Here is a 15,794-nt window from a genome sequence, read left to right as displayed (position 1 = left end):
GTATGAAAAGATTAATCATTTTCTTTCTCCCGATCCTGCTGATGACCGCCTGTGTCGACAGCTTGGACGACTACAATGTCGACCAGAAGCGCCCTTCGGAGGTGCCACCGGTAACTTTGTTCTCTAATGCTCTGAAAGGGCTTGCTGATACACTTACCAGCCCTAACGTAAACGTAAATAACTATCGCTTATACGTACAGCAGTGGGCAACAACCACTTATCTGGATGAGCCTCGTTACAATGTAACAGCGCGTACAGTTCCTCAGGCTTTCTGGCAAGGACTTTACAAAGGTGTAATTTCGGACTTGAACGAAGCACGCAGATTGCTGAATGCTGACGAATTCATCCTTCCTGCAAACAGAGACGTGCAATTGGCACAGATCGAGGTTGTAGAAGTGATGGCCTGGGCTGCACTTGTGAACACTTTCGGCAACATTCCTTACACGGAGTCTTTGAACCCGGATAATGTGTTGCCTAAGTATGATGATGCAAAAACAGTATATGATGATTTGCTGGCTCGTCTGGACGTTGCTATTCCAAAATTCACTGCACCGGGTACACCATTTAGCGATGGCGACCTGCTTTATGAAGGAAACAAAGCTCAGTGGGCTAAGTTTGGCAATTCATTGAAACTGAAACTGGCAATGATCATTGCGGACAGCGATCCTGCAAAAGCGAAAACACTGGTTGCACAAGCTGCTCCGAATGTTTTTACGTCAAACAACGACAACGCTGCATTCCCATACATCAGCACGCCTCCTAACTACAACGTGATTGCTCAAAACCTGAACCCGTTGTATTCAAGCCGTCAGGATTTCGTAGCTTCTGCTACACTAGTGAATCCTTTGAAAGAACTGAAAGACCCAAGACTTCCTGCGTTTTTCACTCCTAACGAAGATGGTGAATATGTAGGTGGAGCTTATGGTTTTTCTAACACATATTCCGCTTTCTCTCACGTAGGTGACAACATTATCGAGCCGGATCTGGAAGGAATATTGCTGGATTATGCGGAAGTTGAACTATTGCTGGCTGAGGCTGTTGAAAGAGGCTTCATTACAGGTTCTGCTGCAACACATTATAACAAAGGTGTTGGCGCTTCTATCGAATACTGGTTGGATAACATCGGCACTCCTGCTGCGGAAATTACAGCTGCAACAACTGCATTTCTTGCACAACCAAAAGTAGCTTACGCAACCGCTGCTACTAACTGGAAAGAAAAGATCGGTTTCCAGAAATGGCTTGCATTGTACAACAGAGGATGGGAATCATGGGTTGAATGGAGAAGATTGGATTATCCAAAATTACTTCCTCCAACAGGTGGTAACGCCCCTGCCGGCCTTGCTATCCCTGTAAGAATGATCTACCCGATCAACGAGCAAACGCTGAATGGTGCAAACCGCGAGTCGGCTGCAACAGCAATCGGTGGTGACCTTGTAACGACTAAATTATGGTGGGATAAGTTCTAATTAACTTATTGACGTCGATTAAAAAGGGGACATTTTGTCCCCTTTTTTTATGCCTTAATGCCAAGATAAGCCGCAAACATGCCTAAAATTCTGGACATTATACTATTTGTAAAATTTTCTCAGTAAAAACCGCTTTACGAACAAATTTTAATCTAGAAAAGGGTTGTTATTGGTTGCAATTGTCTAAACAATAATTATTTTTACACAAGCATTTTTTTATAACAAACCTAACTTAATGAAACGAAATCTACTACTCTTCTTGGGAGGGTTGCTGCTGCTCTGCAGTCAGGCTTTCGCCCAAAGCAGGGAGGTGACCGGGACGGTTACTTCCAAGGACGACGGGTCACTTCTTCCCGGCGTATCAATCAGAATTGCCGGAACTAGTACCGGAACACTATCCAATGATAAAGGCGAATACAGCATTAATGCGCGCCCGGGTCAAACACTCATCTTTTCTTTTGTCGGCTTCCTAAACCAGGAACTGAAAGCACCTGCATCCGGAACACTGGATGTTGTTTTGGCACTGGATGAACTGGCGCTGAATGAAGTCGTAATTACTGCCGGCGGTCTTACGGCGCAACGCCGCGAGCTCGGAAACCAGTCTACAACGGTAAAAGCGCAGGACATTGTGCAGGGCAAGCCTATCAGCGTCGCGGCCAGCCTTGCAGGACGTGTTCCGGGATTGCTGGTAATGGGCGTAAGCAGCGGGGTCAACCCGAATTATCGTCTGGTACTTCGCGGAAACCGTTCGTTAACCGGTAATAACCAGGCACTTGTGGTAATTGACAACATTATTTCAACCAATGATATTCTTGGCAATCTTAACCCGGAAGACATTGAAGACATTCAGGTCCTGAATGGTGCAGGCGCAGCCGCACTATATGGATCCGATGCTTCCAATGGTGCCCTTATTGTAACTACTAAAAAAGGAAAATCGGGTGTAACGCAGTTCAAAATTTCGAACACGACTACATTGGAAAAAGTAAGTTTCCTTCCGCAGTTGCAAAACGGATTCGGATCCGGAACAACGCCTGATGATGTCCCTTCTTACACACCTTACGAAAACCAGCAATATGGTCCTGCATACGACGGTTCAATGGTAGACATTGGTAAGCCGTTGCAAGATGGTTCCATTCAGAGAGTTCCTTATTCAACCAAAAATTTCCGCGAGGATTTCTGGAATACAGGCGTTGCAAATCAAACAGATTTAAGCGTTACATCTGGTGATGAAAAAGGCACATTCTACTTGTCAGCACAGTATTTTGACCAAAAATCAACTGTTCCTTACGACAAATACAAGCGTTACAGCGTGCGTGCAAACGTTGTTCGTCATATCTACAAAAATCTGACGGCATCGTTTAATACTAACTTTATTGCAGGTCGTACTGCACAAAGCAGCAATACAGGCGCAGCTTATGAAAACCTTCTAATGTCGCCGGGCCAAGTGGACGTTACGAATTATGAAGATTGGCAGAACAATCCTTACGCAAACCCGAATGGCTATTTCAACGAATATTACCAGAACCCTTACTTTACATTGTCAAACAACCGCTGGGATCAGCGCAATGACTATCTGCAAGGGAATATGGAATTGAAGTGGAATCCGGTGAAACCCTTGACATTCACGTATCGCGTAGGTATGAGCGGCCGTAATTTGTCAGGTAAGGTTTATACAGGCAAATTCACCTACACAGATTACACAAAAAGCATCTCAGGAAGCTCAAAAACGGATATTGCTGGCTCAGTTGTAGATTACGCAGGTTTCACTACACAGTTTGTAAACGACTTTTTGGCTGAATACAGAACCAATCTTACCCCTAATTTTAATCTGAATGTTGCCGTTGGAACTACGGTTCGCGAAAATGCAACAAAGGCAATGGGTGTTGTTGCGAATGGTCTTGTTATTGACGGACTTTACAACATCGGTAACAGCTTAAACCCACCGATCGCCAACGAAGGAAATTACAAAGCACGCCAGATTGGTGTGTATGGAGAAGCCCGTCTTGGTTTCAAAGAATTCCTTTACCTGCACGTGACCGGAAGAAATGACTGGCGCTCGATCCTGGCGAAAGAAAACCGCTCGTTCTTCTACCCTTCTGCGGACATTTCCTTTATCGCTAGTGACGCGATCCCAGGACTTTCGAATTCTGAATTCCTGGAAAGCTTGAAGTTCCGTGCGGGTTACTCGCAAGTTGGACAGGTTAACCTTGGTAACAACAGAGATTTTGGCCCAATTCCATTGAACAACCTGGGTGCTTATTCTTTGAGCAGCACATTCTCGCAGGCTTTTGGCTATCCATATACAAGCGGTGCCGGATTTGTTCAGGATAACGTGCTTGTTTCCGCGAATCTGAAACCAGAGATCACAACAGGAATTGAGGGTGGTATCGACTTTGAATTCCGTCCATGGAGCATTGGTGGTGGGCTTACTTTTTACAAAACCAACACCGTTGACCAAACCATCACCGTTTTAATTCCAAACTCTACGGGTTTCGGATCATTAAGAACGAACATTGGAGAGGTTGAAAACAAAGGGATTGAAGCAACATTGCACATTACCCCGATCAAAACTGCTTCGGGCCTGAAAGTTGACCTGAGCGCCAACTACACTTACAACCAGAATGAAGTGCTTTCCTTGTCTGCACAATCAAATGAGTTAAGTGTTGGTTCTTCCGGAACACCGGCAAAGGTTATTGCGAAAGTAGGCTCTCCTTTCCCGCTTCTTCAGGTAACGGATTACAGACGCGATGATCAGGGAAGAATTATCGTTGATCCAAAAACGGGTTATCCTTCGACTGATGGTACTTACCACGATGTAGGCATTACCAACCCGCCGCACATCCTCGGCGTAAATGGAGGTATAACCTTCAAAAAGTTAAGACTGAACGTGCTGTTTGAATACCGCAACGGACATTACATCTACAACTCAGTTTCAGGTGGATTTGACTTTTCCGGCGCAGGTGTTCGCACAGGCTGGTACAATAGGGATCGTTTTGTAATACCAAATTCATCATACCAAAATGCGGAGGGTGAATATGTTGAAAACACAAACATTGCTGTAAGAAGCGGTGGTGCTGACTTTTGGACGGATGCAACAAGAAACAGGGATATCGGCCGGAACTTTACAAACTCGGCAGGTTTCTGGAAACTGCGTGAGGCTTCGATTGGCTACGAGCTGCCAGCCGGATTGCTTGATAAAACAAAAGTGATCAAAGGTGCAAGCGTGAGCATTCAGGGAAGAAACCTTTTCATATGGGCGCCAAAATCAAACCTCTATACCGATCCTGAGTACAGCTCCAATGGTGCAGATAACAACGCGGTAGGATTTACCAGCCTTGGACAAACACCGCCGGCGCGTTACTTCGGTGGCACATTATCCTTAACATTCTAATTCAAACAATAATGAAAAGATATAACATCAGTTGGATGCTGGCAGTGCTTGTCACGGTCCTGTCATCTTGTAGTGATTATCTCGATATCAATACCAACCCGAACCAGGCTACAAGCGTGCAACCCTTGCTCGTTCTGCCTGCTGCTATCACCGGGACGGCTTCGGTATCAAACCAGTTTAACAGTTATGGCTTGCATTTCGGCGGCTATATGGCCAATGCAGGTGGTTTCTCGGGTTTTGGTAATTTATTCAACTATCAGATCATCCCGGCCGACTACAATGCACTGTGGGTGAATGCTTATGACAACCTGAACGATTACAAATATGTGATCGATAAGACGGAAGGCGATGATACGCAGGCTTATGCCAGCGCAGCAGCACAGATCATGGTCGCTTACAACTTCCAGAAATTGGTGGACGCCTTCGGTGACGTTCCTTATACGGAGGCCTTGCAAAACAATGCAAACCTGACCCCTAAGTATGACGACGCAGCGACGATTTATCAGGATCTTGTAACGAAGCTTGACGAATCGATTGCAAAGATTGACGGCGCAGAATTCCCAACCGCACTCAATTCCTCTTCCGATCCAATGTTTGGCGGAGATATGGAGAAGTGGAAGAAGTTTGCCAACACGATCAAGCTTCGTATTCTGATCCGCGTTTCGGGCGTGCCTGCACTTTCTTCCTTTGTAACTACGAAATTTGCTGCACTGGATAAAACAATCGGATTTATCACCGACGATGCGATTATTAATCCGGGATATGTGAAAGACAAGCCAAACCCACTCTGGAATTCCTGGGGATATCAGACAACGGGTACGCTTGCCAACTCTTCCCGCATTCCAACAAAATTTGCTTTTGGATTTTACAAGGGCCAAAAGCTGACAGACGAAGGCAGGGGTTCCGTTATTTACAAAAACTTTGCTACGAATACGCCGGTTAACCAGCTTGGAAACGAAGTGGATGCGCCGACGATTGTAACCAACTATTCTACCTGGTATACCGGAACTTTCAGCAGTGCATCCAGCATTAGCAATGCACTAGGTGTACTGAAGGGACCAAGCCAGGGACAAGTGGTGATGCTGCTGGCAGAAGCGCAATTTTTGCAGGCAGAAGCAAGGCTGAAAGGCTTTATTACCGGTGACTACGTGGCAAGTTTTGATGCTGGTATCACCGCATCTTACACTTATCTGTACAAAGACGTAACCAATGTAGTTGCAGCCGGCAAGAACGTAGCTACGGACGTAGCTGGTTATAAAGTTGCTAACGCAGAAAGCTATTTGGTTAACATCAAACTAGCTACAACACCCGCACAACGTCTGCAAGCCATTATTACCCAAAAATGGATTGCGGTGAATATGATCAACTCAGAAGAAGGTTATAATGAGTTCAGAAGAACGGGCTATCCGGTTACCCAGCCAACCGGGGATGGTTATCAAAACATCGCGTCTTTGCTGTCGACCTCTACGCGTCCTGACAAGCTTCCTTCCAGAATTCTTTACCCAACTTCCGAGCAATCCTACAATGCTGGAAATTACAGAGTGATTAACCCATTTACTGATTTGATCTTCTGGGATCCTAACTGAAAAATTTGATATGAACTATTCAATAAAAATAGCTGGCCTTTTCCTGTTTGGGATGGCCGTAACATCCTGCCTCAAAGACGAAATTAGCCTGGATCCGGACACATCGACGAATGTGGTCGAGTTTAAAAACCCGTCCAGCTTTATATCGCCAAGCGGAAGCACGTATTCGTTGTATACCCAGGCTTTTGATCTTGCAGACGAAAATGAATATTCGGTTACCGTAAGCTATTCCGGCGCACACGTTGCACCTGAGGATATCAGAGTGACCATCGGCCTGGATACTGCTGCCATTACGCAGTATAACACGGAGCAAGAAGAGCACTTTGATTTGATCACTCCGGATTTGTATACAATCCCATCGGAAGTGGTTATTCCTAAGGGACAGCGCACTGCAGTCGTTCCGATCAAGGTTAAAAGCTCCAAATTTGATTTCAGCAAAGCTTATGTCCTGCCCATTTCTATCAGATCAGTTTCGACAGGCACTGTTAGCGGTAACTTTGGAACTATCCTTTTGAGTCTGAATGCAAAAAACAAGTATGATGGTAATTACACTGTCACTGCAACAGCTCCTATGGTTGATAAAGCAAACGAATTGCTGTCAGGTTATTACCCACTGAATTCCGACCTGCATACAACCGGTGCAAATTCAGTTGTAATGTACTGCATCACTTATCTGGACGGACTCGAAGGGCACCCGATCAAGAGCAAGAATGCTGAAACCGGCGCTATTACAGATTCTTACTACGGAAGCTTTGCTCCTGTATTTACAATGGATGCAACCGGCAAAGTGATCAGCGTAACTAACTTCTACGGACAGCCAGCCGGTAACGGGCGGTCTGCCAGACTTGATCCGACAGGTGTAAATAAATTTACAGTGAACGCTGACGGCAGCAAAACACTGGAAGTAAAATATGTAATGCAGCAAGCAGGTCCAACTGACAGAACATTCTTCAGTGAAAAATGGACATTCCGCGCGCCAAGATAATACACTTCCTTATTACGTAATAGTTTGAAATTAGCTGGTCTGTCTCGGGCCAGCTAATTTTTTTTATGATTGAATTTTTTAACTTTGGAAGTTATCCTATCTCAAAACAATGGAATTTCTAAAAAGCCAGCGCCTGAACAACCTCAAATATGAGATTCGCGGCGCTACGTATCAAAAAGCATTGGAGCTGGAAAGCCTTGGTTATAAAATCCATAACCTGAATATCGGCAACCCGGCCCCGTTCGGATTTGATTCTCCGGACGAAATTGTTCACGATATCATCATGAATCTCCGCAATGCGCAGGGCTATTCAGATTCCAGAGGATTGTTTGCGGCCAGAAAGGCAGTTATGCATTACACGCAAACAATTGGTATACAAGATGTTGAAATCAATGATATTTTTATAGGCAACGGTGTAAGCGAGCTGATCCTGCTTTCCATGCAGGCATTGCTGAACCCTGGCGACGAGATCCTGGTGCCTTCACCGGATTATCCGCTCTGGACTGCGGCCATTGCATTGAGCGGAGGCACGCCCGTACATTACGTATGTGATGAAGAGTCGGACTGGAATCCGGATCTGGACGATTTGGAAAAGAAGATCACTTCAAAAACCAAAGGGATTGTCCTAATTAACCCGAATAACCCGACAGGCGCTGTTTACGAAAAGGATGTGCTGATACGCATTGCCAGAATTGCAGAAGAACACGGCCTGATCATTTTTTCGGATGAGATTTATGACAAAATCCTTTACGATGGAGCCGTACATTATCCGATGGGCACGCTGGTAACCGAAACCCTTTGCGTTTCCTACGGTGGCCTTTCCAAGAATTACCGTTCTGCCGGTTTCCGTGGCGGCTGGATGATTTTAAGCGGTGCCAAGCAAAAAGCCAAGTCCTATCTTGAAGGAATTCTGCTGCTGGCGAGCATGCGGCTTTGTGCCAATGTGCCCACGCAATATGCCATTCAGACTGCATTGGGCGGTTATCAGAGCATTAAAGAGCTGGTTGCCCCTACCGGCAGGCTGCACAAGCAGATGAACCTTGTTTACGACCGGCTGACTTCCATTCCCGGCATAACCTGCGTAAAACCGAAGGGTTCGCTATATGTTTTTCCAAAAATCGATCTGAAAAAGTTTGGCTTGAAAACAGACGAGCAGTTTGTTTATGACTTGCTGAGCGATCAAAAAGTGCTTGTAGTGGCCGGAACAGGCTTTAACTACATTTCCGATGATCATTTCAGGATCGTTTTTCTGCCAACAGTTGATGAACTGAACCAGGCAATGGACAAGATCGAATTCTTCCTTGAAAATCACCGCATTCTGTCATCCAAAACCGTAGAAGACGTCATTGCCTGATTACCGCATTAACCTTTACTAACAGCAGTTTTTGTCACATTAAATGTCCCTAGAAAATATTTCCAACCAGGAAGCCAAGCGGCAGCGGCTGTTTTTATTGCTCTGCGGAATTTTTTTGACAAATGCGCTGATCGCTGAGATTATAGGGGGAAAGATATTTTCGGTAGAAACGCTGCTCGGCATTGCGCCGGCGCAGCTGCCGATCGGAGGACAAAAGCTTGATTTCAACATGACGGCCGGTGTGATCAACTGGCCCGTCGTTTTTATTACTTCGGACATTATCAATGAATATTTCGGCAGAAAAGGGGTGAAACGCATCTCATTTCTGACCGCCTGCTTCATTGCCTACACATTCATTACGGTGCTCGCGGCGACAAATTTGCCCCCGGCGCAATTCTGGCTGGACATTAACAACACAGACAAAGCGGGCAATGTTTTCAATATCAATGATGCATTTTCCAAGATCTTTAACCAGGGACTCGGCATAATGATCGGCTCGATCGTTGCGTTTTTGCTGGGACAGTTGCTGGACGTTTCGGTTTTTTCCTGGCTGCGCAGAAAAACGGGCAGCAAATACATCTGGCTCAGGGCAACGGGTTCTACCATGTTTTCACAGCTGGTGGACAGCTTCGTGGTGATCACCATTGCCTTTTACGTATTTGGAAACTGGGACCTGAACCAGATATTTGCGGTCGGCACCATTAATTATTTATACAAAGGCGTTGTCGCGATCCTGCTGACGCCGCTGCTCTACGTTGCCCATTATTTTATCGATGGCTATCTTGGCAAAGAATATGCGGAAGAGCTTTCGCATAAAGCTGCTCATGAATAAATGGCGGAACGCCGATACTAAGCCGGAACATTAATCTGCCGCCTGAGATTATCCAGCATGACGGCCGTCGCAATGCCTACATTCAATGATTCTGCCTCTCCTACGCGCGGAATTGTAATTTTATTGGTTACAAATTTTTCAATCGCATTGCCAATTCCATTCGACTCGTTACCCATGACAATGTAACCTCCGGATTGGGCAAAATTAAAATCGTAAAGCGATTCGCCACCCAGAAAAGCACCTATTACCGGTTTTCCAGCAGCATTTTCGGCCAGGTAGGAAGTCAGGTCTGTGTAAAACAGATTAATCCGCGTAAATGAGCCTTTGCTGGCAGCAATCACTTTGGGGTTATAAACGTCCGTTGAGTCATTAGAACAAATGATTTTTTTGATCCCATACCAATCCGCGATTCTGATGATAGAACCGAGATTTCCAGGATCGCGGACATCGTCCAAAACGAGCACATATTCTGAATTCGCGGGAGACAAAAATTCATTTTGCTTCGTTTTAGCAACAGCCAGGCAGGAATCGTTGGTTTGAAAAGATCCAAGACCTTCCAGTTCCTGCATCGTTACCGTTTCTGTGATAGTTTGATGCCCGCTTAAAATACTTGCGTATTTTTGCTGAAATTCCTGCGTTATTAACACAAATTCAATGTTAAAATCGGAATCCAGCAATTCCAGCACACTCTTGGCACCTTCCACAATAAATGATTGGTGAAGCTGCCTGTACTTCTTGATTTTAAGCGAGTTAATATACTTTATACGATTTTTTGACAGCATTGAATATTAATTGTAAGATTACATATAGCTGGTATTTTTTCCTGATTTTTGTGGGATTGTCGTCTTGTGCGCCCAAGCCCGCCTCCCAATCCAAGAGCTATTATCTTGGCAATTCTTCCATTAAAGGCAATGAGGTCATTAATGATTCCGAACTGGATGCGCTCATCCCTCAAAAACCGAACAGACGCCTCCTGGGCCTGCCTTTCTTTCCTTATGTTGGCCTTTATCGCTTTGGTGAGCTCTTTTACAACCGGGAAGAAAAACAGCGGAAAGTAATTGAAATCACACAAAAATATCAAAATGAATCCCGCTTAAACGAAAATTCTCCACGGAAGCTCGAAAAGATTCAGCGGCGCTACGCAAAGAAACTCGAAAAAGCACAGGCACGTGTGGACGAAGGAAATTTCTGGATGCGCGTGCTGGGTGAAGCGCCCGTGTATTTCAATGCAGCCGAGATCACTCAGAATGCTGAGAAAATGCAGCGATATCTTTATAACAACGGCTTTTTCGAGGCATCAGTTACCGCGAAACCGGATACAATCATTAACCGGGTCAGGGTCAACTATTTTGTAACGGAAAAACGGCCGACGATGATTCGGGACATTGAATATCAGGTCCGCAACAACATGGCCGACAGCATTATCAGCGCCAGCAATAAAAACCCGGCGCTGCAATCCAAAAAACGTTACGACGGCGATGCGTTTGAAGAGGAGCGGATCAGAATTGAGACGTTGCTACGGAACCAGGGTTACCTCGGTTTTTCACGCCAGAATGTTTCTTATCTGATCAACGACACAATCACGAATGCCGCCACGGACACTTTTTTCAAGTCGGTGGATGTGAAAGTAAAGGTGGATATGCCGGGTACGATCAAGAACGGGGAACGTTACAAGATCAATTCCGTGCATTTTGAAGTGTTGCCGCCTTCTGGCTCCGCGGATTCTGCTTATGCACGAAAAGACACCGTCAATTTTCGGGGGATCAATTATACTTTTTCTGATAAAAGGTTTGCAACCCGGATTTTAGACAGCAAAATCCAGGTCAGGCCGGGTGCTATTTACAGCCAGCAAAAAGAACGCGATACGCAGCAGCAACTCTCCCTGACAGACCAGTTCCGCTTTGTGAATTACACCTACACGCTAGATTCTACCGGAACTGGCGTTAACAGTTACTTTAAAGTAATTCCGCTCGAAAAATATCAGATTTCCACTGACATTGGTTTGAATGTGATCCAGCTGCAAGGGGCACCGGGGCCGTTTGCCAACCTATCCTATAAGATCCGCAATGTTTTCAACGGACTCGAAAACTTCGAAGCCAACCTCCGCGGCGGGATCGAGCTTGTTCCCGGATTTTTGGGCAACAGCTCAATTTATCGAAGCGAGGAAATTGGATTAAACACCTCCTTAACCTTTCCAAGACTGCTTACGCCCGGGAGTTTGCTGCAAAAACAAACCGCAGGCTACAACCCGAGAACTCAGGTTGGATTTGGCTACAATTACATCAACCGCCCGGAATACACACGGACGAATGTGAAAGTGGCAATGACCTATTCCTGGCAGCCAACGAGCAAAACATTGTTCAACCTATCGCTCGTTGACCTCAACATTCTCAACACTCAAAACACACGTGCAGATTTCCAGGCGTTGCTCAAAGACCTGCAAAACCAGGGAAACAACCTTTATACCAGTTTCAGAAGGTCGTTTGTATCTGATATTAATTTCAATTTCACTTACAACACCAATGCGCTGATAGGACCTCAGAAAGATGCACATTACTTCCGCGTGGCGGTGGAATCGGGCGGAACGTCGCTGAATATTCTTCCCAAACAGGAAAATCTGATCAAAACCGTGTTTGGCGATAGCCTACAATTTTATAAATATCTGCGTTGGAATGCGGATTATCGCCGTTATTGGGCAACCGGCAGACGTTCAGCCTTTGTGGCAAGGGTTAATGCGGGCGGCATTTACAGTTATGGCGACAACAAAGTCCCGCCTTATGAAAAATATTTCTTTGCCGGCGGCTCCAACAGTCTTCGCGCATGGCTTCCCCGCCGCTTAGGACCGGGCCGTTCAGTTCCCAAGAAAACACCAACCGGCCTGACCATTGAATCGCCGGGTGAATTTTTGTTGGAAGCCAATCTGGAATGGAGGGGTTATCTGGCCAAGTTCTTCGGTGATCTCAATTATGCGGTGTTTTTGGATGCGGGAAATGTCTGGAACCTGGGAGGCGACGCAACCGAGTTACAGAAACTGGAAGCGGATAAATTTTTAAAAGACATTGCCATCGGAACCGGCTTCGGGATCCGTTATGACCTCTCCTTTTTTATCCTTCGCTTCGATTTCGGGATCAAGGTCTATGACCCTGCATTGCAGCGGTTTGTGTTGGATGAACTACAATTCAACAAGCTTTTTAAACGTACGCAATCCAATTTCCTGAACATTAACCTCGGCGTCGGATATCCTTTTTAAGGTTTTTTATGACTGCTGCTTAGTATGACAGTTTGTCAGTTTTTACCAGATTCTTTCTATATTTGTAATCCCGAAACTTTAAATCGGCAGTCCTATGCCGTGAGTTTCTTTTGAAAATTTGTTAAATCCCTTCCATGGAAAATAGAATTGCAGAGACTTTGAAAATATTGACTGAGGAGGACAAAGTTGCCTGTGAGACAGTCCGTATTTCCGAAAATGAGCCGGCTTTTAACAAAAAATTACTTTTCATTGAAAGTTACGGCTGCCAGATGAATTTCGCAGACAGCGAGATTGTGGCTTCCGTCATGCGTGAGGCGGGTTTTGCAACCACTTCCGACGTTGATAATGCAGATCTGATATTTTTAAACACCTGCGCCATCCGTGACAATGCCGAGCAGCGCGTCAGGACGAGATTAAGGCAGCTTAATGTTATAAAAAAGAAAAGGCCAGGCACATTAATCGGTGTGCTGGGATGTATGGCAGAACGCCTCAAAGCGAAATTGCTGGAAGAGGAAAAGATGGTTGACATTGTCACCGGACCCGACGCATACCGCGATCTGCCCAGATTAGTGGAAGAAGCGGAGACGGGCCAGAAAGGTGTGAACGTATTTTTGTCAAGAGAAGAAACCTACGCCGACATTTCCCCTATCCGGCTGAATTCTAATGGCGTAACTGCATTGGTCTCCATTATGCGCGGCTGTGACAATATGTGCAGTTTTTGCGTAGTGCCTATGACGCGTGGCCGGGAGCGTAGCCGTGATCCTTTCTCGATTGTAAAAGAGGCGCAGGATCTTTTTGATGATGGTTATAAGGAAGTTACGTTGCTGGGCCAGAATGTGGACAGCTATAAATGGCAGGCGCCAAACAGCGTCACCGCCATCTCCACCAATGTTGATAATGGCACATTGGAAACCCAGGTGAACTTCGCACAATTGCTGGAAATGGTGGCGCAGATCAGCCCGGAATTGCGGGTCAGGTTCAGCACTTCGCACCCGAAAGACATTACGGATGAAGTGCTTCATACCATTAAAAAGTACGACAACATTTGCAAATACATTCACCTTCCGGCGCAGCATGGCAACAGCCGCGTGCTGGAAATGATGAACCGGACTTACAACCGCGAATGGTATCTCGAAAGAATCGACAGCATCCGCCGGATTTTGGGTGATGAATGTGCCATTTCCCATGATATGATCGCCGGTTTTTGTTCGGAGACGGAAGAAGAGCACCAGGATTCACTTTCGCTGCTGGAATATGTGCGGTTTGACTTCGGTTATATGTTTGCCTATTCCGAACGTCCGGGAACATTGGCTGCCAAGAAGTACGCGGATGACATTCCGGCGGACATTAAGCAGCGGCGACTTGCGGAAATCATTGATATACAACAAAGGATTTCCCTGGAACGCAACCAGAAACTGATCGGCACCATGCAGAAAGTGCTGGTTGAAAACACTTCCAAGCGGTCTGTAAATGACTTTACAGGACGCAGTGACCAAAATAAAAGAGTCATATTCCCCCGCGAAAATTTTAAGGTAGGCGATTATGTCGACGTTTTAATTACAGACACGACCGCTGCGACGCTTCGCGGTTACGCGGTTGAAAAAGTACCCGTTTCATGAATCCAGCTGAAATACAAGCAATAAAGAACCGTTTTGGAATAATAGGAACTTCCCCGGGACTGAATCACGCGATCAACGTTGGTGTGCAGGTTGCTGCCACAGATCTCACCGTGCTCATCACCGGCGAAAGCGGCAGTGGAAAGGAGTCTTTTTCCAAAATTATCCACAGCCTCAGCTCCCGCAAACACGGGCCTTTCATCGCCATCAACTGCGGTGCCATTCCCGAAGGAACCATTGATTCAGAGCTTTTCGGGCACGAAAAAGGTGCATTTACGGGTGCATTGGATTCCAGAAAAGGATATTTTGAAACAACGAATACAGGGACCATTTTCCTGGATGAGGTTGGAGAAATGCCCCTGGGCACGCAGGCAAGGCTTTTACGTGTCCTGGAAAACGGAGAATATATCCGGGTAGGATCTTCCAAAGTTCTGAAAACCAATGTGCGTGTTGTAGCAGCTACCAACGTGAATCTGCTGGACGCCGTGAACAATGGAAAATTCCGCGAGGATCTTTACTATCGCTTAAATACCGTCCCCATTTACGTTCCGCCTTTACGGGATCGTGGTGAGGATATATTGTTGCTATTCAGGAAGTTCACCAACGATTTCTCGGAAAGATACAGGACAAAACCCGTGCGATTGGATTCAGAAGCACGTGACTTGCTGATGCAATATGCGTTTCCCGGCAACATTCGCCAGCTCAAAAATATAGCCGAGCAGATCACGATCCTGGAAACTGATAAAGAACTGCCGATTTCCCGCGAAACATTAAATAATTACCTGAATCCCGTCCAGCCAGCAGGAAGAAAAGCGCTGATTACCTTACGTTCCGGTGAAGATCCGGCAGGCAGCTCGTTCTCTGAAAGGGAATTGCTTTATAAGGTGCTCTTTGATATGCGCAGGGACATGACAGAGCTTAAAAAGTTGGTCCGTAATGTTCTGGAAAACGAAAAGTATGGAGGCGAAATCCTGAAAGACCATCAGGAATTGTTCAGCTCATTGAACACGGCTGAGCCCGCAACACATTCGCACACGCCTAGCCTGGAACCCGCACGCCTGCTTTCACCAGTGCCTTCGCGGACGGTTGATCTGGACAGATATTCAGACGAAAGAAGTGAAATTGAAGACGTTATGCACGTCACGGCTGAGGAAGAATCCTTGTCGCTCGAAGACAAGGAAAAGGAAATGATCATCAAGGCATTACGGAAGAATAATAACAAACGAAAATACGCTGCAAGTGCATTGGGCATCTCGGAACGGACGTTATACAGGAAAATTAAGCAGTATGACATTGAAGAATAGAATAAAAAGC

10 protein-coding genes are annotated in these 15,794 nt (G+C 45.8%); 9 read left to right on the top strand and 1 reads right to left on the bottom strand.

The features are described 5' to 3' along the window. The first annotated feature begins 2 nt into the window (after positions 1-2). The 6 genes from L0660_RS10030 (at position 3) to L0660_RS10005 (ending at position 9,614) form a co-directional block, all read left to right on the top strand. Positions 3-1,466, top strand: a complete 1,464-nt coding sequence (locus L0660_RS10030) for a SusD/RagB family nutrient-binding outer membrane lipoprotein (protein ID WP_235159358.1) — start codon at positions 3-5, stop codon at positions 1,464-1,466. 235 nt (positions 1,467-1,701) lie between these two features. Next, on the top strand, positions 1,702-4,857 hold the full coding sequence (locus tag L0660_RS10025) for a SusC/RagA family TonB-linked outer membrane protein (protein WP_235159357.1): 3,156 nt from the start codon (positions 1,702-1,704) through the stop codon (positions 4,855-4,857). 11 nt (positions 4,858-4,868) lie between these two features. After that, positions 4,869-6,443, top strand: coding sequence for a SusD/RagB family nutrient-binding outer membrane lipoprotein (locus L0660_RS10020; RefSeq protein WP_235159356.1), 1,575 nt, complete (start codon positions 4,869-4,871; stop codon positions 6,441-6,443). 10 nt (positions 6,444-6,453) lie between these two features. After that, the gene (locus L0660_RS10015; protein ID WP_235159355.1) at positions 6,454-7,428 is read left to right on the top strand and encodes a DUF1735 domain-containing protein; all 975 of its coding nucleotides are present in this window, start codon (positions 6,454-6,456) and stop codon (positions 7,426-7,428) included. A 109-nt stretch (positions 7,429-7,537) separates the two neighbouring features. Further along, complete coding sequence (locus tag L0660_RS10010) at positions 7,538-8,782, top strand: pyridoxal phosphate-dependent aminotransferase (protein WP_233797140.1); 1,245 nt, start codon at positions 7,538-7,540, stop codon at positions 8,780-8,782. Positions 8,783-8,825: 43 nt separating this feature from the next. Further along, positions 8,826-9,614: a queuosine precursor transporter gene (locus tag L0660_RS10005; RefSeq protein ID WP_233797141.1), complete on the top strand. Its 789-nt coding sequence runs from the start codon at positions 8,826-8,828 to the stop codon at positions 9,612-9,614. 17 nt (positions 9,615-9,631) lie between these two features. Here L0660_RS10005 and L0660_RS10000 read toward each other — a convergent pair whose 3' ends face one another. Next, the gene (locus tag L0660_RS10000; RefSeq protein ID WP_235159354.1) at positions 9,632-10,396 is read right to left on the bottom strand and encodes an RNA methyltransferase; all 765 of its coding nucleotides are present in this window, start codon (positions 10,394-10,396) and stop codon (positions 9,632-9,634) included. A 50-nt stretch (positions 10,397-10,446) separates the two neighbouring features. Between L0660_RS10000 and L0660_RS09995 the strand changes: the two genes are divergently transcribed. From L0660_RS09995 to L0660_RS09985, 3 genes are all read left to right on the top strand, one after another. Then, positions 10,447-12,864 carry a BamA/TamA family outer membrane protein gene (locus L0660_RS09995; RefSeq protein WP_235159353.1) on the top strand — a complete coding sequence of 806 codons (2,418 nt, stop codon included), beginning with the start codon at positions 10,447-10,449 and terminating at the stop codon, positions 12,862-12,864. Positions 12,865-12,998: 134 nt separating this feature from the next. Further along, a complete protein-coding gene (gene miaB, locus L0660_RS09990) occupies positions 12,999-14,483 on the top strand; it encodes a tRNA (N6-isopentenyl adenosine(37)-C2)-methylthiotransferase MiaB (protein WP_235159352.1) in 1,485 nt (494 codons plus the stop codon). Continuing rightward, entirely contained in the window at positions 14,480-15,784 is a 1,305-nt protein-coding gene (locus L0660_RS09985; protein ID WP_235159351.1) for a sigma-54-dependent Fis family transcriptional regulator, read from the top strand. The genes miaB and L0660_RS09985 overlap by 4 nt, the downstream gene beginning before the upstream one ends. Positions 15,785-15,794: the final 10 nt, after the last annotated feature.

Origin of the sequence: Dyadobacter sp. CY351 (assembly GCF_021502625.1) — a bacterium.
Classification (GTDB): Bacteria; Bacteroidota; Bacteroidia; order Cytophagales; family Spirosomataceae; genus Dyadobacter; species Dyadobacter chenhuakuii.
This window is presented reverse-complemented; position numbering and strand designations above follow the sequence as displayed.

Bases quoted from the DNA above. Each gene is read 5' to 3' on its own strand.
- L0660_RS10020 (WP_235159356.1), top strand. From the start codon at position 4,869: ATGAAAAGATATAACATCAGTTGGATGCTGGCAGTGCTTGTCACGGTC.
- L0660_RS10000 (WP_235159354.1), bottom strand. From the start codon at position 10,396: ATGCTGTCAAAAAATCGTATAAAGTATATTAACTCGCTTAAAATCAAG.
- L0660_RS10010 (WP_233797140.1), top strand. From the start codon at position 7,538: ATGGAATTTCTAAAAAGCCAGCGCCTGAACAACCTCAAATATGAGATT.
- miaB (WP_235159352.1), top strand. From the start codon at position 12,999: ATGGAAAATAGAATTGCAGAGACTTTGAAAATATTGACTGAGGAGGAC.
- L0660_RS10005 (WP_233797141.1), top strand. From the start codon at position 8,826: ATGTCCCTAGAAAATATTTCCAACCAGGAAGCCAAGCGGCAGCGGCTG.
- L0660_RS10025 (WP_235159357.1), top strand. From the start codon at position 1,702: ATGAAACGAAATCTACTACTCTTCTTGGGAGGGTTGCTGCTGCTCTGC.
- L0660_RS10030 (WP_235159358.1), top strand. From the start codon at position 3: ATGAAAAGATTAATCATTTTCTTTCTCCCGATCCTGCTGATGACCGCC.
- L0660_RS10015 (WP_235159355.1), top strand. From the start codon at position 6,454: ATGAACTATTCAATAAAAATAGCTGGCCTTTTCCTGTTTGGGATGGCC.
- L0660_RS09985 (WP_235159351.1), top strand. From the start codon at position 14,480: ATGAATCCAGCTGAAATACAAGCAATAAAGAACCGTTTTGGAATAATA.